The organism is Amycolatopsis pithecellobii (assembly GCF_009707865.1).
GTDB lineage: Bacteria > Actinomycetota > Actinomycetes > Mycobacteriales > Pseudonocardiaceae > Amycolatopsis_E > Amycolatopsis_E pithecellobii.
Window position 1 is genome coordinate 1 of sequence record NZ_WMBA01000109.1, and the last position, 16491, is coordinate 16491.

Annotated in this window: 19 protein-coding genes; 4 read left to right on the forward strand and 15 right to left on the reverse strand. The window is 68.0% G+C overall.

What is annotated here, in order from left to right:
- Positions 1-126 precede the first annotated feature (126 nt).
- From map to dxr, 6 genes are all read right to left on the reverse strand, one after another.
- Positions 127-984 (reverse strand): type I methionyl aminopeptidase, encoded by an 858-nt coding sequence (gene map / locus GKO32_RS36825; protein WP_154761538.1) that lies wholly within the window; start codon positions 982-984, stop codon positions 127-129.
- A 16-nt stretch (positions 985-1000) separates the two neighbouring features.
- Positions 1001-1855: a GNAT family N-acetyltransferase gene (locus GKO32_RS36830; RefSeq protein WP_312869243.1), complete on the reverse strand. Its 855-nt coding sequence runs from the start codon at positions 1853-1855 to the stop codon at positions 1001-1003.
- A 47-nt stretch (positions 1856-1902) separates the two neighbouring features.
- On the reverse strand, positions 1903-2472 hold the full coding sequence (locus GKO32_RS36835) for a Uma2 family endonuclease (RefSeq protein ID WP_154761539.1): 570 nt from the start codon (positions 2470-2472) through the stop codon (positions 1903-1905).
- 232 nt (positions 2473-2704) lie between these two features.
- A complete protein-coding gene (gene ispG, locus GKO32_RS36840; protein ID WP_154761540.1) occupies positions 2705-3847 on the reverse strand; it encodes a flavodoxin-dependent (E)-4-hydroxy-3-methylbut-2-enyl-diphosphate synthase in 1143 nt (380 codons plus the stop codon).
- A 46-nt stretch (positions 3848-3893) separates the two neighbouring features.
- Positions 3894-5111 (reverse strand): M50 family metallopeptidase, encoded by a 1218-nt coding sequence (locus GKO32_RS36845; RefSeq protein WP_154761541.1) that lies wholly within the window; start codon positions 5109-5111, stop codon positions 3894-3896.
- Between the two features lie 3 nt (positions 5112-5114).
- On the reverse strand, positions 5115-6323 hold the full coding sequence (gene dxr, locus GKO32_RS36850; protein WP_154761542.1) for a 1-deoxy-D-xylulose-5-phosphate reductoisomerase: 1209 nt from the start codon (positions 6321-6323) through the stop codon (positions 5115-5117).
- A gap of 92 nt (positions 6324-6415) precedes the next feature.
- On the opposite strand from dxr, the gene GKO32_RS36855 reads away from it, so the two are divergent.
- On the forward strand, positions 6416-6685 hold the full coding sequence (locus tag GKO32_RS36855) for a DUF2631 domain-containing protein (protein WP_312869244.1): 270 nt from the start codon (positions 6416-6418) through the stop codon (positions 6683-6685).
- A 57-nt stretch (positions 6686-6742) separates the two neighbouring features.
- Here GKO32_RS36855 and GKO32_RS36860 read toward each other — a convergent pair whose 3' ends face one another.
- The gene (locus GKO32_RS36860; RefSeq protein WP_154761543.1) at positions 6743-7168 is read right to left on the reverse strand and encodes a hypothetical protein; all 426 of its coding nucleotides are present in this window, start codon (positions 7166-7168) and stop codon (positions 6743-6745) included.
- 1 nt (position 7169) lies between these two features.
- Positions 7170-8276 (reverse strand): dual-specificity RNA methyltransferase RlmN, encoded by a 1107-nt coding sequence (gene rlmN, locus GKO32_RS36865; RefSeq protein WP_154761544.1) that lies wholly within the window; start codon positions 8274-8276, stop codon positions 7170-7172.
- A gap of 92 nt (positions 8277-8368) precedes the next feature.
- Here rlmN and GKO32_RS36870 point away from each other — a divergent pair, with 92 nt between their 5' ends.
- Entirely contained in the window at positions 8369-8977 is a 609-nt protein-coding gene (locus tag GKO32_RS36870; RefSeq protein ID WP_154761545.1) for a PadR family transcriptional regulator, read from the forward strand.
- On the opposite strand, the gene GKO32_RS36875 is transcribed toward GKO32_RS36870, so the two are convergent.
- Positions 8932-9741, reverse strand: coding sequence for a class I SAM-dependent methyltransferase (locus GKO32_RS36875; protein ID WP_154761546.1), 810 nt, complete (start codon positions 9739-9741; stop codon positions 8932-8934). The two genes, GKO32_RS36870 and GKO32_RS36875, sit on opposite strands and share 46 nt — an antisense overlap.
- An 82-nt stretch (positions 9742-9823) precedes the next feature.
- Between GKO32_RS36875 and GKO32_RS36880 the strand changes: the two genes are divergently transcribed.
- Complete coding sequence (locus GKO32_RS36880; RefSeq protein ID WP_154761547.1) at positions 9824-10669, forward strand: VOC family protein; 846 nt, start codon at positions 9824-9826, stop codon at positions 10667-10669.
- Here the strand turns inward: GKO32_RS36880 and GKO32_RS36885 are convergent.
- From GKO32_RS36885 to rpsB, 5 genes are all read right to left on the reverse strand, one after another.
- A complete protein-coding gene (locus GKO32_RS36885) occupies positions 10666-11559 on the reverse strand; it encodes a phosphatidate cytidylyltransferase (RefSeq protein ID WP_154761548.1) in 894 nt (297 codons plus the stop codon). The genes GKO32_RS36880 and GKO32_RS36885 overlap by 4 nt on opposite strands.
- Positions 11559-12116, reverse strand: a complete 558-nt coding sequence (gene frr / locus GKO32_RS36890) for a ribosome recycling factor (protein WP_312869245.1) — start codon at positions 12114-12116, stop codon at positions 11559-11561. The genes GKO32_RS36885 and frr overlap by 1 nt, the downstream gene beginning before the upstream one ends.
- Positions 12117-12164: 48 nt before the next feature.
- Positions 12165-12911 (reverse strand): UMP kinase, encoded by a 747-nt coding sequence (gene pyrH / locus GKO32_RS36895; protein WP_312869246.1) that lies wholly within the window; start codon positions 12909-12911, stop codon positions 12165-12167.
- Positions 12912-13017: 106 nt separating this feature from the next.
- Positions 13018-13836, reverse strand: a complete 819-nt coding sequence (gene tsf / locus GKO32_RS36900) for a translation elongation factor Ts (RefSeq protein ID WP_154761549.1) — start codon at positions 13834-13836, stop codon at positions 13018-13020.
- Positions 13837-13905: 69 nt separating this feature from the next.
- Entirely contained in the window at positions 13906-14739 is an 834-nt protein-coding gene (gene rpsB, locus GKO32_RS36905; protein WP_154761550.1) for a 30S ribosomal protein S2, read from the reverse strand.
- Positions 14740-15427: 688 nt separating this feature from the next.
- Here rpsB and GKO32_RS36910 point away from each other — a divergent pair.
- Positions 15428-15868, forward strand: coding sequence for a M23 family metallopeptidase (locus GKO32_RS36910; protein ID WP_154761555.1), 441 nt, complete (start codon positions 15428-15430; stop codon positions 15866-15868).
- A 387-nt stretch (positions 15869-16255) separates the two neighbouring features.
- Here the strand turns inward: GKO32_RS36910 and GKO32_RS36915 are convergent.
- Positions 16256-16491 (reverse strand): sigma-70 family RNA polymerase sigma factor (locus tag GKO32_RS36915; RefSeq protein WP_154761551.1); only part of this gene is annotated, 236 nt, incomplete at its 5' end.

Sequence of the window (16491 nt, forward strand, 5' to 3'; positions counted from 1 at the left end):
CGACCAGCCGGACGCCGCAACCTGCAACCCGCCGACCGCCACGACGTGCACATCGTCACCGCGACCACGACCACGAAAGCCAAACCGGTCACCCCCCGACCACGCCGAACAGGTTAAAACTCAAGCTCAGGGAAGAGTCAGAATCTCCGCACCGGTCGCGGTGACCACCAGCGTGTGCTCGAACTGCGCCGTCCAGCTCTTGTCCTTCGTCGTGACCGTCCAGTCGTCGGCCCACACGTCGTAGTCGATCGAGCCGAGCGTGATCATCGGTTCGATGGTGAACGTCATGCCCTCCTGGATGACCGTGGTCACCGACGGATCCTCGTAATGCAGCACGGTGGGTGCGGTGTGGAACGCCGGACCGACGCCATGCCCGGTGAAGTCGCGCACCACGCCGTAGCCGAACCGCTTGGCGTAGGACTCGATCACCCGGCCGATCACGTTGAGCTGGCGCCCGGGACGTACGGCCTTGATCGCGCGCATCGTCGCCTCGTACGTGCGCTCGACGAGCAGCCGCGCCTCCTCGGACACGTCACCGGCGAGGAAGGTCGCGTTCGTGTCGCCGTGCACCCCGCCGATGAACGCCGTGACGTCGATATTGCAGATGTCGCCGTCCTCGATCACCGTGGAATCCGGGATTCCGTGGCAGATCACCTCGTTCAGCGAGGTGCAGCAAGACTTCGGGAAGTTCCGGTAACCCAGGGTCGAGGGGTAAGCCTTGTGGTCGAGCAGAAACTCATGAACGACCTTGTCGACGTCGTCGGTGGTGTTGCCGGGCTTGACGGCCTTGCCGCCCTCCTCCAGTGCCTGCGCCGCGATCCTGCTCGCCACGCGCATCGCCTCGATGACCTCGGCCGTGCGCACATCGCTGCCGTCATACCGTTTCGGTGCCGGCCTGTCCACGTACTCGGGGCGCGGAATGCTGACGGGGACGGGACGGCGCGGCGCCTGGACGCCAGGCTTCAATGGAGCACGCAAGGACATGCGTTCAGCCTACGACTCAGAACAGGACGGTGGCGTAGCGGCCGACCTGCTGGAAACCGAGCCGCCGGTACGCGGCCAGCGCGGGGGCGTTGAACGAGTTGACGTACAGGCTCGCCGTGCGGCCCATCCCGTTGACGAGCCTGTTGACCACCGCCGCCGTGCCCGCCGTGCCGAGACCGCGACCACGCCGGTCCGGATGCACCCACACGCCCTGGATCTGCCCGACACCACGGGAAAGCGCGCCGATCTCCGCCTTGAACACCACCTCACCGCCTTCGAACCGGGCGAACGCCCGGCCGCCCGCGATCAACTCCGCCACCCGGGCCCGGTAGCTCGCGCCACCGTCACCCGCGCGCGGGTCCACCCCCACTTCCTCGATGAACATCGAGATCGCCGCCGGCAGGTACCGGTCCAGCTCCTCGGGGCGGACCGCACGCACCTGCTGGTCCGGCGCCACCGCAGGCTGGCTTTCCATGGCCATCAACGGCTGATCGGCACGCACCTCGCGGGCCGGGCCCCATTCCGGCGACAACTCGTCCCACAAACCCAGGACCTGCTCGGCCGGGCCGACGAGCGACGAGCAGATACGCTGCTTGCGCAGGGCCCGGTCGGCAAACAAACGCAACGCGGAAGCGTTGCCGCGCAAGGGAATCAGGTTCGGGCCGGAGAAACACAACCCGGGCAGGCGGGTGGCCCGGCTACCCCGGTAGTCGGCAGCCCAGAGTTCGCCACCGAGGCGCCATGGGTCCAGACCGGACACCTCGACCCGGGCGCTGACCATGCAACTGGCCACCGGATCGGCCGCGAGAACGGCACGAACCGTCGGATAGTCCCGATCACCGAGCAGCCGTGCACCGGCAAGCCGTAACACGCGTCCAGATTGCCAGATGAACCCCGGTTACGGGAAACCGCGTCCGCTCAGAACCGGGAAGTGTCCAGCTCGACGTCGAACGGCTCGCCGATCCCGATGGGATGCCCGAACGGGACCCGGACGGTCTTGCTGTACACGCCACCGACGGGCTCGGAGAACAGCGAGACCGCCGCACCGTCGTCGTCGAGCTGGTCGATCAGCAGGTAATACGGAATCGGACCGTGTGCGTAGGCCCACTTCTTCTTCGCGCGATCGTGCCGGGCGGTGCTCTTCGACGTGATCTCGACGGCGAGCAGCACATGCTCCGCCGGTACCGGGTCAGAGTTGTCCGGAATCGCTTCGCGGGGCGCGACGCAGAAATCGGGCACATAGATGCCGCCGATCTGCTTGAAGCCCACGCCCTGCGTCTGGAAGAGCTCGCAGCCTTCAGGTACGGCGGGCAACAGCCCTCGGTTGACCCAACCTGCGATCAGGTTGTGCGGTCCCCCTGGTGGTGGCGTCATGTGGATCCCCTCGACGGTCAGCTCGGGCCGCCACCCCTCGGGGACTTCCAGCTCCCGCCAGGTTTCCAGAAGGTAGTTCCAGTCCAGCATGGAACCCGCGAATGCGGTGCTCATGACCCACCCCGTTCCTGCGCTCGACCAGTCAAGGATAGCGGCAAAGACGCACCCAGTACCGTTCGCTACTAATCCGACCCCAGTCACGGCTATCCGGCTTGCGTCGCGATGTTTACGTATTGCTCGGGGTCCGCCTACTTTTGGCCGGATTTAGTAAAGGGCCCCGGCGCGAACGACACTAACGGGCCGTGTTCAGGCGCTGACCGCGGTCTTCCACGGCATTCCACGGCGGTCAGCCGACGGTCACCACCGGTTCGCCGGTCTCCCCCGACTCCTCCGCGAGGCGCATCGCCTCTTCGATCAGGGTCTCCACGATCTGACGCTCGGGCACGGTCTTGATGACCTCGCCCCTGACGAAGATCTGCCCCTTGCCGTTGCCGCTGGCCACGCCGAGGTCCGCTTCGCGCGCCTCACCGGGGCCGTTCACGACGCAGCCCATGACCGCGACCCGCAGCGGGACCTCCATCCCCTCCAGGCCCGCGGTGACCTCGTCCGCCAGCTTGTACACATCCACCTGCGCGCGACCGCACGACGGGCAGGACACGATCTCCAGCTTGCGGGGGCGCAGGTTCAGCGACTGCAGGATCTGCGTGCCGACCTTGACCTCCTCGACTGGCGGGGCGGACAGCGAAACCCGGATCGTGTCCCCGATGCCCTGCCGCAGCAACGCACCGAACGCGACGGCGGATTTGATCGTGCCCTGGAACGCCGGGCCGGCCTCGGTCACGCCGAGGTGCAGCGGGTAGTCGCACTGCTCGGCGAGCAACTCGTAGGCCCGCACCATGACGACCGGGTCGTTGTGCTTGACCGAGATCTTGATGTCATGGAAGTCGTGCTCGGCGAACAGCGACGCCTCCCACAGCGCCGACTCGGCGAGCGCCTCCGGGGTCGCCTTGCCGTACTTCTTGAGCAGGCGCGGGTCGAGCGAACCGGCGTTGACCCCGATCCGGATCGGGGTGCCATGATCCTTCGCGGCCTGCGCGATCTCCTTGACCTTGTCGTCGAACTTCTTGATATTGCCGGGATTCACCCGCACCGCGGCGCAGCCGGCCTCGATCGCGGCGAACACGTACTTCGGCTGGAAGTGGATGTCGGCGATGACCGGGATCTTCGACTTCTTCGCGATCGCGGGCAGTGCCTCGGCGTCGTCGGCCGACGGGCAGGCGACCCGCACGATGTCACAGCCGGCCGCCGTCAGCTCGGCGATCTGCTGCAGCGTCGCGTTCACATCCGCGGTCAGTGTGGTGGTCATCGACTGCACGGAAATCGGATGCTCACTGCCGACCCCGACCGCGCCGACCTGCAGCTGACGGGTGGGACGACGATCGGAAAGTACGGGCGGCGGGAGGGCGGGCATACCAAGCGCGACGCTCATCGAATCCTCTACGGCTTCCGAAGGGATGCGTACGGTGTCAGCCTACCTACTGCAAGCGGATGGGGTTGACGATGTCCGCCGTCACGGTGAGCAGGGTTACCGCCCCGCCGATGAAGACCAGCACCATGGTGACCGCCGACAGCTTCGTGTAGTCGACCGGTCCGCCCGCGGCCTTGCCGCGCAATCCTCGCAACCAGTCGCGGACACGTTCATACCAGGTCACCGCGATGTGCCCGCCGTCCAGCGGCAGCAACGGCAGCAGGTTGAACACGCCGACGAAGAAGTTCAGGCTGGCCAGCAGCAGCAGGAACAGCGACCACAGGCCTTGCTCGACGGCCTCGCCACCGATCCGGCTCGCGCCGACGACACTGACCGGGGTGTTCGGGTCGCGCTCGCCGCCGAAGATGGAGTGCACCACGGCCGGAATCCGTTCCGGGAACTCCAGCAGCCGGTTCCAGGTCTGCCCGAACATGTCCGCGGTGAACTGCCCTGCGCCGCCGAACGCGGTGACCGCGTTGTAGCTGAAGTTCCTGGCGAAGCCGACACCGAGGGAACCGACTTTGACGATGTGTCCCTGCGGGTTGCTCGCGTCGGTGATGGGGCGATCCACCTGCGCCACGTCGATGGTCAGCGGGATCGTCCTGCCGTCGCGCTCGACCTGGAAGGACACCGGCCCGGACAGCGGCTGGATCGCGGCCGTCACGTCCGGGTACGTCGGGGTGCTCTTACCGTTGATGGAGATGATCTTGTCACCCGGCAGCAGCCCGCCCTGCTTCGCGGGCGCGGGGTCGCCCGGCTGGCACTGCGGGTTCGCGAACTCCTCTTCGGTCTGGGCGTTGCGGACGCAGTCCTGGACCGCGGAGATCTGCGGCGTTCCGGCCAGGTTGGGCAAGCCCATCGACACCGCCAGCACGTACAGCACGACGAACCCGAGCAGGAAGTGCGTCACCGACCCGGCGGCCATCACCACCGTGCGCTTCCAGGTCTTGAACCGCCACATCGCGCGCGGCGCCTCATCCGGGGTGACCTCGTCGAGCGCGGTCATGCCGGCGATATCGCAGAACCCGCCCAGCGGAATCCATTTCAAGCCGTACTCGGTCTCCCCGCGGCGAAACGAAAAGACCTTGGGCCCGAAGCCGATGAAGTAGCGGCGGACCTTCATGCCGAAGGCCTTGGCGGTGACCATGTGCCCCGCCTCGTGCAGCGCGACGGACAGGCAGATGCCCAGCGCGAACAGCACGACGCCGAAAATGTAGGCGAGCAAGCCCTACTTCCTCTCGGTTGAACTCAGCTCAGCGGCACGCCGGCGCGCCCACTGCTCCGCGGCGAACACATCCTCCAGGTCACGTGGTTCGCGCTGCCATTCACCGGCCGCCTGAACCACCTGCTCCACAGTGTCCACGATGGACGTGAAGCGAGCGTTCTGGGCCAGGAAGGCCGCCACCATCACCTCGTTCGCCGCGTTGAAGATCGCGGGCAGGCAGCCGCCGATCGTGCCCGCATGCCGCGCCAGCTCCACGGCGGGGAAGGCGGTGTCGTCCAGTGGTTCGAAGGTCCAGGTTGCGGCCTGGTCCCAGCGGCACGGGCTCGCCGCGCCGGGCACCCGGTCGGGCCAGTTGAGCGCGAGCGCGATGGGCAACCGCATGTCGGGTGGGCTGGCCTGGGCGAGCGTCGAGCCGTCGGTGAACGTGACCATCGAGTGCACGATGGACTGCGGGTGCACCACCACGTCGATCTTCTCGCACGGCACGTCGAACAACAGCTTCGCCTCGATCAGCTCGAGGCCCTTGTTGACCAGGGTGGCCGAGTTGATCGTGATCAACCGGCCCATTGACCAGGTCGGATGCTTGAGCGCGTCCTCGACGGACACGAACTCCAGCTCCGCTCTGCCGCGGCCACGGAACGGCCCGCCGGAGGCGGTGAGCACCAGCCGGTCGACTTCTTCGGCGCGTCCGCCGCGCAGGGCCTGTGCCATCGCGGAGTGCTCGGAGTCGACCGGTACCAGCTGGCCCGGTTTCGCCGCCTTGAGCACCAGTGGGCCACCCGCGATCAGGGACTCCTTGTTCGCCAGCGCCAGCGTCGCGCCGGTTTCGAGGGCGCGCAGCGTCGGCTCGAGCCCCTGTGAGCCGGGCAACCCGTTGAGCACGATGTCCGCGGTCACCGAGCCGATCAACTCGAGGACCGCGTCGGCGCCCGCGAAGATCCGCGGGAGGCGGAATTCGCCCCGGGCGTAGCCGCGCTTCTGGGCCTCGGTGTACAGCGCGAGCTGCAGGTCCTCGGCCGCAGTCGCCTTCGTGATGGCGACCGCGTCGACCTGATGGGCCAGCGCCTGAGCGGCCAGTGCCGCGGGATCGGTGCCACCGGCGGCGATCCCGGCGATGCGGAAGCGGTCCGGGTTACGGGCGGCGACGTCGAGTGCCTGGGTGCCGATCGAGCCGGTGGAACCGAGCACGAGGACGGTGCGGGTCGTGTTCATCACGTTCATTGTCCCGAACCGGCTGCCACGGTGTTCCGCCGCATGTGGGATTATCGGGGTGCAGGTGAAAAGAACGCTCTCGAGGAGTGATCGTGGCTACCAAGGCGGTCGTCAAGCGGCAGCAGTCCCAGCCGGTGAAGGTGGACCCGCGCGACGAGCCGTCGGCCGAGTGGGGCTGGCACGGCAGTTTCCCCCGCGCGTCGCGCGTCGCGGGCTGGCTGACCGTGGTGGTGTTGCTCGTGATGATCTACAACAACCACGAGAACAACACCGAAAACGTGTGGCTGGTGGGCATCGCCGTCGGGATCGCCATCGCCCTGCTGGTGGACATCAAGAAGCGCCGCACCGCCTGGCGCCGCTAGTCACCGCTGTTGCCTGCCGCCGAGCTGCACGGCCTGCACATGGTGCCGAGTTTCATCTCATCCTGGCCCGGACAAGAGACCGTGACCCGCGTTCCGCGCCGCCCGGACCACCGCCCGGTGCCGCCGGAACCAGCCGGCACCAAGGAGCCCGGACAGCAAGCACGCGAAACCCCCGCCCACGATCGCGACGACCTGCTGCCCTTGCTCGAGCTTGCGGTCGTCGCTCAGCACGATGCGGGCGGCACGCGTGTCACCATCCACCGCATATCGGACTTCAATGCTCCAGTAACCTTTGCTGGGGGCCGATTCGCCGAGCACCGTGCCGATCGTCTTTGTTCCCGTTGCCAGCAAGTGCTGCGCCTCGTGTGACATCAGCACCAGGCCCGTGCTGCCCGCGGCGAAGACGATCAGCCACCCCAGCGCGATCCCCGCCGTGCGCCGCCCCGGCACCCGCAAGTGCCGGATCTGCACGACGAGGTCCAACTCAGCCTTCCGCGGCGAGCTGCCCGCAGGCGGCCGCGATCTCCTGCCCTCGCGTGTCGCGCACCGTGCAGGCCACTCCCCCGGCGTTCACGCGGCGGACGAACTCGCGCTCCACCGGCTTCGGCGAAGCGTCCCACTTCGAGCCCGGCGTCGGGTTCAGCGGGATCACGTTCACGTGCACCAGCTGGTTCAGGTGCTTGCGCAGCCGCTTGGCCAGCAGGTCCGCGCGCCATGGCTGGTCGTTGACGTCACGGATCAGGGCATACTCGATCGACACACGCCGCCCCGAGACATCCGCGTAGTACCGCGCCGCCTCGAGCACCTCGTCCACCGGCCACCGGTTGTTCACCGGCACCAGCGTGTCCCGTAGCTCGTCGTCCGGCGTGTGCAGCGAAACCGCCAGCCGCACCTGCATCTTCTCGTCCGCGAGCTTCCGGATTGCCGGAGCGAGACCCACCGTGGACACCGTGACGGACCGCTGCGAAAGGCCCAGACCACCAGGTGCGGGATCGGTGATCCGGCGGACCGCCGCGACCACGCGCCGGTAGTTCGCGAGCGGCTCGCCCATTCCCATGAACACGATGTTCGACAACCGCCCTGGCCCGCCCGCCATGAGCCCGTCCCGCATCACCGCGGCCGCGGCACGCACCTGATCCACGATCTCCGCGGTCGAGAGGTTGCGGTCCAGACCACCCTGACCGGTCGCGCAGAACGGGCACGCCATGCCGCATCCGGCCTGGCTCGAGATGCACAGGGTCGCGCGGTCCGGGTAACGCATCAGCACGCTCTCCAGCAGCGTCCCGTCGTGCGCGCGCCACAGCGTCTTGCGGGTCGTGCCGTCGTCGCATTCCAGCGCGCGTACCTCGGTCAGCAACGGCGGCATCAGCTCGCCGACGAGCCGTCCACGGGAGGCGGCCGGGATGTCGGTCATCGCCTCGGCATCCACGGTCAGCCGCGAGAAGTAGTGGTTCGACAGCTGCTTGGCGCGGAACGGCTTCTCGCCGAGTGCGGCCACGGCTTCGGCTCGTTCGGCCACGGTGAGGTCCGCGAGATGCCGCGGCGGCAGGCCGCGCTTGGGCGCATCGAAGACCAGGGGAAGGGCAGTCATAGCCGCTCCAGTGTGCCATGACCTGCGAACTTGCCTGTCGACTGTTTCCGATATATCGTGAACGTGTCGGAACAAATCGAAAGGAGACCGACATGAGACACCGTCCACCATTTCCCCCTGGTCCTGAGGGGCGCGGCGCGTTCGGCCCGTGGCCCCGCGGCTTCGGCGAGTTCCCCCCTGGCTGGGGTGGCCCCGGCGGGCCGTTCCGCGGGCACGGCCGTGGGCACCACCGCGGCGGCCGCCGCGGTCGTCGCGGCGACGTCCGCGCGGCGATCCTGACCTTGCTGGCCGAGCAGCCGCGCCATGGCTACGAGATCATCAGCGAGATTTCCGAACGCAGCGGCGGATTCTGGCGCCCGAGTCCGGGCTCCGTCTACCCGACGTTGCAGCTACTCGCCGACGAAGGCCTCGTCACCAGCCGCGACGAAGGCGGAAAGAAGTTGTTCGAGCTCACCGACTCCGGCCGGGCCGCCGCCGAGCGGCAGGAGGGCACGCCGCCGTGGGAGCAGATCGCCCACGACGTGGACCCGAGCGAGATCGATCTCCGCAAGGCAGGCGCCACCCTTGCCGCAGCGGCGATCCAGGTTTCGCAAGCGGGCACGCCGGATCAGAAGAGGCGCGCCGTCACCGTTCTCAACGAGGCGCGGCGCTCGCTCTACGGCATCCTCGGCGAGATCGACTCCGAGGAAGAAGAAGAGTGACCGGGGACCACGAGGCCGGTGGGTTTTTCGCGCACATGCACGCGATATCCCACCGGCAGCGTGTACCCGTCCTCGTCACCGCGTCGTAGCACATCCTCGATCGCGCCCGCCGCGATCTTCGGACTGAACTCGATGTTCAGTACCGACTCGACCTGCCCCCTGGTCCGAAACCGCCAGCGCGTCGCCACGCGACGACAGCGGAAACCGTTACGGGCAAAGAAACTTTCGACAGCCGCCGGGTCGTAGTGCGGCAGGTCCGCGCGCATCCACCGGCCGTATGGCTCGGCGGTCGCGTCCAGATCGACGATCATCAGCGCGCCGCCCGGCCGGAGAACCCGATCGGCTTCCCGTATCCCGGGCTCGCAACCGGGACCGAAGAAATACGCGGTGCGCGCGTGCACGATGTCGACGCTCGCGTCCGGCACCGGGATCCGCTGCGCGGAACCGCCGAGCAGGCGAATGTTCGCAAGTTCGGCGACCCGGTGCCGCGCCTTGTGCACCAGCGGTTCGTGTGGTTCGACACCGATCACCGCGCCGGCGTCTTCGGCGAATTTCGGGAGGTGGAAACCGGCCCCACAACCGAGATCGAGCACGGTTCGGCCGGTCCACGACGCTTCTTCGCCCAGCACACGCCAGATCTCGCCGTCGACGTCCTGCACGCGATTCTCCAGCTCATAGACGTCGGGGTGATACCAGATGTTCGGACTGGGGACCACGCCGTCACGGGAGAGCGCTTTCAGTCCGCGACGGACGCTTCTCCACATAACCGCAGATTACGGGATCTTGTCACAAAAAATCTTGTCAACCACCGTAAACTCGAAGCCTCCCCGGGACAGGAGGCAGGCCATGACAGCCGATCCGCGGGCAACCCAGTCGATACTCCCCTCCGGTATGCCGTGCTGGGTCGAACTCGCGACCCCCGACGAGATCGCCGCGCAGCGGTTCTACACGGGACTCTTCGGCTGGAACTTCCACCCCCACCGGGATCCGGCGACACCGAACGGCCGCTACCTCATCGCGTCGATCGCCGGCAGAGATGTCGCCGGGGTTTACCGCGCCGGGAGCAGACAGCCGAGCCTGTGGACGGTCAACATCGCGGTGCACAGCGCCGCGCACGCGGCCGAATGGACCGAACATCTCGGCGGGACAGTGATCCTCGGACCGATCGCGATTCCCGAGCGCGGCAGCATCCTGCACGTCACCGACCCGGCAGGCGCGCCCGCGGTGTTCTGGCAGCCGACATCCACCTGGGACTTCGTCAGCGGCTTCCCCAACACCTTCGCCAGCGCGGATCTGAACACGCACCACGGCGAAGCGGCCGACAGCTTCTTCTGCCGCCTGTTCAACTACTCGTCGCGGCAGATCGGGGACAGCCGTGGCGTGGACTACGTCGAGTGGCTGCTGGACCAGCAACCGGTCCTGTACCGCTACACGATGGGACGCGAGTACCCGCCGGAAACGTTGCCGCACTGGATGGTCTACTTCGAAGTGGATCCCGACCGCGGCACCGACGCCACCGCCGGGCACGCGATCATGCTGGGCGGGCGCGTTATCGTCGAACCCTATGACTCGCCGCTGGGCCGGATCGCGGTCATCGCCGACCCGGGCGGCGGGGTGTTCTCCGTAATCGACCGGACCGTGGTCGTCGAGGACTTCGGGCGCGCCGAAGTCGACGACCCCTACGACGATTAGCCGCCGAGGAACGCCGACAGCAGCACCCAGGACACGACGGCCGAGGGCAGCATCGAGTCCAGACGGTCCATCAGACCACCGTGACCGGGCAGCATCGTGCCCATGTCCTTGACCCCGAGGTCCCGTTTGATGAGCGACTCGACCAGGTCACCAAGGGTCGCGGTGAGCACGATCGCGGCACCGAACAGCACGCCCTGCCAGAACTGGCCATGGAGCAGGTAGTGCACCGAGAGGGCACCGGCGGCGATGCCCGCGATCATCGACCCGGAGAAGCCTTCCCACGTCTTCTTCGGGCTGATCGACGGCGCCATCGGATGCTTGCCCCGCAGCACGCCTGCCGCGTAACCGCCGGTGTCGGACGCGACCACCCCGATCATGAACGTCAGCACCCGTCCGACACCGTCGTGCGGGGGTACCAGCATCGCGGCGAATGACGCGAACAACGGCAAGTACGCCGCGGCGAACACCGATGCCGAGGTGTCCCGCAGATAACCGGCCGCGCCACTCGGCAGGCGCCACAGCAGGCACGCGAGCACGGTGAGCGCGAACGCGATCATCGTGCCCTTGAGCCCGAACGGCCACGTCAGCCAGACCATCGCCTGGCCGCCGACCAGCAACGGGATCAGCGCCAGCTTGATGTCCGCGGCGCGCCGCAGAGCCTGTGCGAACTCGATCGTGCCGACCGCGACCGCGAGGCCGATGACGCCGATGAACACATATCTCACGGTGAGCAGCGAAAGGAGGATCGCCGCACCCAGCAGGAGCCCGACCCCGATGGCGGCAGGGAGATCCCGGCCGGCCCGCGACGGCTTCCTTGCCGGTGGAGCCGGTTCTTCCGGCTCCGGAGAAGACATCGGAGTCCTCTCGCGTTCTTCGCTCACCTGAGCCATCAGACCTCGAGTAGCTCGGATTCCTTGTGCTTGACGAGCTCCTCGACCTGGGCAACGTAGTTGTCCGTGAGGTTCTGCAGCTCCTTCTCCGCCCTGGCCACGTCGTCCTCGCCGGCCTCGCCTTCCTTGGCGATGCGGTCGAGCTCCTCCTTGGCCTTGCGGCGAACTCCGCGGATGTGGACCTTCGCGTCCTCACCCTTGCCCTTGGCCTGCTTGACCATCTCGCGGCGCCGCTCCTCGGTCAGCTGCGGGATGACGATGCGGATGATCTGCCCGTCGTTGCTGGGGTTCACCCCGAGGTCGGAATCGCGGATTGCCTTCTCGATGGCACCCAGCTGCCCTTGGTCGTACGGCTTGATGATCGCCATCCGCGCCTCCGGGATGTTGACGCTGGCGACCTGGTTCAGCGGCATCGTGGAGCCGTAGGCCTCGACGACCACGCGGGAGAACATCGAGGGGTTCGCCCGGCCCGTCCGCACCGACGACAGGTCCTCCTTCGCGAAGGACACCGCTTTTTCCATCTTCTCCTCGGCATCGAGGAGGGTCTCGTCGATCACGGCTACTCCCGTTGTGTGTTCTCGTTTTCTCCGGTGATCCCACCAGGGCTAGCTGGCCGCCCCGACGGTGGGGGTGCTGACCAGTGTCCCGATCCTCTCACCACGGACCGCTCGTGCAATGTTTCCCTCGGTGAGCAGGTTGAACACGATGATCGGCATGTTGTTGTCCATGCAGAGGCTGAACGCGGTCGCGTCGGCGACCTTCAATCCGCGCTCGAGCACCTCGCGATGCGTGATTTCCTCGAACATCTTGGCGCTCGGGTCGGTCTTCGGGTCCGCGGTGAACACCCCGTCGACGGCCTTCGCCATCAGCACGGCCTCGCACCCGATTTCCAGCGCGCGCTGGGCAGCGGCGGTGTCGGTGGAGAAGTACGGCATCCCGACACCGGCGGCGAAGATGACCGCGCGGCCCTTCTCCAGGTGCCGCTCGGCGCGGCGCGGGACGTAGGGCTCGGCGACCTGCCCCATCGTGATCGCGCTCTGCACCCGGGTCGGCACGCCTTCCTTCTCCAGGAAGTCCTGCATGGCGATGCAGTTCATCACCGTGCCCAGCATCGCCATGTAGTCGGCACGGTCACGGTCCATGCCCCGCTGGGACAACTCGGCGCCGCGGAAGTAGTTGCCACCGCCGATGACCACCGCCACCTGTACCCCGCCGCGCACCACGTCGGCGATCTGCACGGCCACCGAGTGCACGATGTCGGGGTCGACACCGAGTGACCCGCCGCCGAGCATCTCACCGCCCAGTTTCAGCAGTACCCGCCGATAGCCGTCACCGGCTCGTTCGTCCGTCACGCCCCTCACCTCCGGTACCGCTCCGCCAATCCGTGGTCATTCACCATCGTGCCCCGTCCCCGATGTCGCCGGAGACGGGGCACGATTGAGCGTCGGCCGCCGAAGCCTACTGCTGGCCCACCTCGAAGCGAGCGAACCGGGTGACGGTCACGCCCGCGGCGTCGAGCAGCTGCTTCACGGTTTTCTTGTTGTCGGTCACCGAAGGCTGCTCGAGCAGCACGGTGTCCTTGTAGAAGGCGTTGACCTTACCTTCGATGATCTTGGGCAGGGCCTGCTCCGGCTTGCCCTCGTTCCGTGCCGTCTCCTCGGCGATGCGGCGCTCGTTGTCGATGAGCTCCGCGGGCACCTGGTCACGGGTCAGGTACTTCGGCTTGAGCGCGGCGATCTGCAGGGCCGCACCGCGAGCCGCCTCCGTGCTGTCACCGGTGTACTCGACGAGCACGCCGACGGCCGGCGGAAGACCGGCACCGCGGCGGTGCAGGTAGGTCTCGACGGTGCCGTCGAACGCGGTGACCCGGCGCAGGACCAGCTTCTCGCCGATCTTCGCGGCCAGCTCCTGCACGGCGTCGTTGACGGTCCGGCCGCCCTCGACCTCGGCCGCGCCCAGCTTCTCGACGTCGTCCGTGCGGACGGCCTTGGCCGCCGCCACGATCTTGTCCGCCAGCTGCTGGAACCGCTCGTTCTTGGCGACGAAGTCGGTCTCGGAGTTGAGTTCGATCAACACGCCACCGTCACCGGCGACGAGGCCCTCGGCGGTCGCCCGCTCGGCGCGCTTGCCGACGTCCTTGGCGCCCTTGATACGGAGGAACTCAACGGCCTTGTCGAAGTCGCCGTCGTTCTCCTCCAGCGCCTTCTTACAGTCCATCATGCCGGAGCCGGTGAGCTCGCGGAGACGCTTCACGTCCGCCGCGGTGTAGTTCGCCATTGTGTTTCCTTCGGAAGTCTCGGGGGCCCGGGTAGGCCGCCGGCGAGCGGCCGACCCGGGGAGCTGGGATCAGGAGGAAGTGGTCTGCCCGGCGGGCTGCTGCTCGCCGCCCTCGCTGCCGGCGAGGAGTTCCTTCTCCCACTCGGCCAGCGGCTCGTCGGCGGCGACGCCAGGCTCCGGCTTGTCCTGGCCCTCCGGGGCGGACCCGTTGCGACCCGAACGGGCCAGCAGACCGGCCGCGGCCGCCTCGGCGACGACCTTGGTCAGCAGGGCCGCGGAGCGGATCGCGTCGTCGTTGCCCGGGATCGGATAGTCCACCTCGTCCGGGTCGCAGTTGGTGTCGAGCACGGCGACCACGGGGATGTTGAGCTTGCGTGCCTCGCCGACGGCGATGTGCTCCTTCTTGGTGTCCACGATCCAGACGGCGGAGGGAACCTTCGCCATGTCGCGGATACCGCCCAGCGTCCGCTCGAGCTTGTCCTTCTCGCGGGTCAGCGTGAGGATCTCGCGCTTGGTGAGCCCCTGGAAGCCGCCGGTCTGCTCCTGCGACTCGAGTTCCTTGAGGCGCTGGAGGCGCTTGTGCACGGTCTGGAAGTTGGTGAGCATGCCGCCGAGCCAGCGCTGGTTGACGAAGGGCATGCCCACACGCAGCGCCTCGCTGGCGATCGCTTCCTGCGCCTGCTTCTTGGTGCCGACGAACATGATCGTGCCGCCGTGCGCGACGGTTTCCTTGATGAACTCGAAGGCACGGTCGATGTAGGTCAGCGTCTGCTGGAGGTCGATGATGTAGATGCCGTTGCGCTCGGTGAGGATGTAGCGCTTCATCTTCGGGTTCCAGCGCCGCGTCTGGTGCCCGAAGTGCACACCGGAGTCGAGCAGCTGCTTCATGGTGACGACGGCCATGGCCGGATTCGCACCTCTTCTGTCTTGAGCGCGCCGGGGCTTGAAGCCCAGCCCGCATGGTCGGTTTTGTCGCCGCCGGCCGGGTGGCCGTCAGCCCTGGTGCCGTACCGGTTCCCGGACCCCGTCGAACGGGGACCGCCCGGGCGCCGCACGTCCCACCGGCCAGTTTCTGGATGGTGGGGCATGTACGTACACGCGAAGTCGACCTGTGCTGGACAGGCCGCGTGAACAGTGTACGCCGGGTCGCACGCCCCCTCACCACGGGCAACGTCAACGGGCGCGGGTTGTCCACATGCCCCTCAGTTGTCCACAGATTTCGAATTTCGACTCGCCACCGCGGGGCCTGACTCGCGAGGGTGGACACGTGGTCTTGATCCCGCGTTCCCTCGCCCCGCTGCTGGCGGCCGTGTTGCTGCTGTGCGCGCTGGTCACTCCGCCTGCCGCCGTGGCGATTCCGACGATCGCCGCGGTGGCGGGTTTAGCAGTCGGCGCAGGGCTGAGCCCAACCGCCGACGAAGCGGCGCTTCCGGCAATCGCCGAGCCGTGGAGGCCAGCAGTTGCCCGCACGGTCGTTACAGCGGCCGGCACCGTGCCCGGGCCAGCGGTCGCTGAGCTCACGGCGCGGGCGGTCGGCGGCACGGCAGCCCCAGCGGCCGGCGGCACGGCCGACCCGGCGGCCGGTGGCTGGATGGCTCCAGGGGTTGCCGAGCCGAGGTTCTCGTGGCCGTTGAGCCCAGTGCCGGACGTGACAAGGCCGTTCCAGCAGCCGGAAACCACGTACGGCCCGGGCCACCGCGGCGTCGACCTGGCGGTGGAACCGGGCCAGCAGGTCCTCGCGGCGGGCACCGGTGTCGTTGTCTTCGCGGGTCAGGTGGCGGGTCAAGGCGTCGTGTCCATCGATCACGACGGCGGCCTGCGAACGACTTATGAACCCGTCAGCCCGACGGTTCCGGTCGGCACACAGGTCTTCACCGGCCAGCCCATCGGCACCGTGAATCCAGGCCACCCCGGCTGCCCCGCGGCGGCGTGCCTGCACTGGGGCGTCCGGCGAGGAGAGGAGTACCTGAACCCGTTGGCCCTGATCCAGACCGAATCAGCGATCCGGTTGAAGCCGTGGCTTCCACCCTGAGTCGCGCTCACCGCCCCGGCGCCGGGCCACGGCTCGGTGGCATCCGCGCACGCGACGGATCGCGCCACCCCGGCAACGGTGAGGGGTCCGCCGCCGGAGGTCGGTCCACCCCGCCGGGAGTCACCGGGCAACGGTCGGACTGAATGCCCCACAGCGGAAGCCTGGCGCTGACGAGCACTGCAGGCGGGTCGGCCGCTCGGCGCGTTCCCCGGCACCGCCAGGCGCCGCGCGAGTAGCTCAGTCCACACCACCGATCGCGCCCAGCGCGCGCACCCAACGCTCGAGGCTGCAACGGGACCGCCCGAGTGCGGTCGGAGTTGGTCTCCGGCGTCCGGTTGAAGGGCGGTCTTCGCGGCGTGGAACCCGCGAGGGGCCGTCGAGGCCGGCCTAGCCTGTGAGTCGGGAGCGCAACCGCAGGACGGCGCGGGTGTGCAGCTGGCTCACGCGCGACTCGGTAACGCCGAGAACCTTGCCGATCTCGGCGAGGGTGAGGCTCTCGAAGTAGTAGAGGCTGACCACGATCCGGTCGCGTTCGGTGAGCTGAGCTATGGCCTCGGCCAGCTGGCGCCGGTTGTCACGGTCGACCAGTACGGCGACGGGGTCCACTGCGTCGTCGTCGGGGA

What these genes read in the sequence shown, in the direction of transcription:
- GKO32_RS36910 (WP_154761555.1), top strand. Translation starts at nt 15,428, where the DNA reads ATGGCTCCAGGGGTTGCCGAGCCGAGGTTCTCGTGGCCGTTGAGCCCA.
- GKO32_RS36870 (WP_154761545.1), top strand. Translation starts at nt 8,369, where the DNA reads ATGAGACACCGTCCACCATTTCCCCCTGGTCCTGAGGGGCGCGGCGCG.
- GKO32_RS36880 (WP_154761547.1), top strand. Translation starts at nt 9,824, where the DNA reads ATGACAGCCGATCCGCGGGCAACCCAGTCGATACTCCCCTCCGGTATG.
- dxr (WP_154761542.1), bottom strand. Translation starts at nt 6,323, where the DNA reads ATGAACACGACCCGCACCGTCCTCGTGCTCGGTTCCACCGGCTCGATC.
- GKO32_RS36875 (WP_154761546.1), bottom strand. Translation starts at nt 9,741, where the DNA reads ATGTGGAGAAGCGTCCGTCGCGGACTGAAAGCGCTCTCCCGTGACGGC.
- rpsB (WP_154761550.1), bottom strand. Translation starts at nt 14,739, where the DNA reads ATGGCCGTCGTCACCATGAAGCAGCTGCTCGACTCCGGTGTGCACTTC.
- tsf (WP_154761549.1), bottom strand. Translation starts at nt 13,836, where the DNA reads ATGGCGAACTACACCGCGGCGGACGTGAAGCGTCTCCGCGAGCTCACC.
- ispG (WP_154761540.1), bottom strand. Translation starts at nt 3,847, where the DNA reads ATGAGCGTCGCGCTTGGTATGCCCGCCCTCCCGCCGCCCGTACTTTCC.
- GKO32_RS36835 (WP_154761539.1), bottom strand. Translation starts at nt 2,472, where the DNA reads ATGAGCACCGCATTCGCGGGTTCCATGCTGGACTGGAACTACCTTCTG.
- map (WP_154761538.1), bottom strand. Translation starts at nt 984, where the DNA reads ATGTCCTTGCGTGCTCCATTGAAGCCTGGCGTCCAGGCGCCGCGCCGT.
- rlmN (WP_154761544.1), bottom strand. Translation starts at nt 8,276, where the DNA reads ATGACTGCCCTTCCCCTGGTCTTCGATGCGCCCAAGCGCGGCCTGCCG.
- GKO32_RS36885 (WP_154761548.1), bottom strand. Translation starts at nt 11,559, where the DNA reads ATGGCTCAGGTGAGCGAAGAACGCGAGAGGACTCCGATGTCTTCTCCG.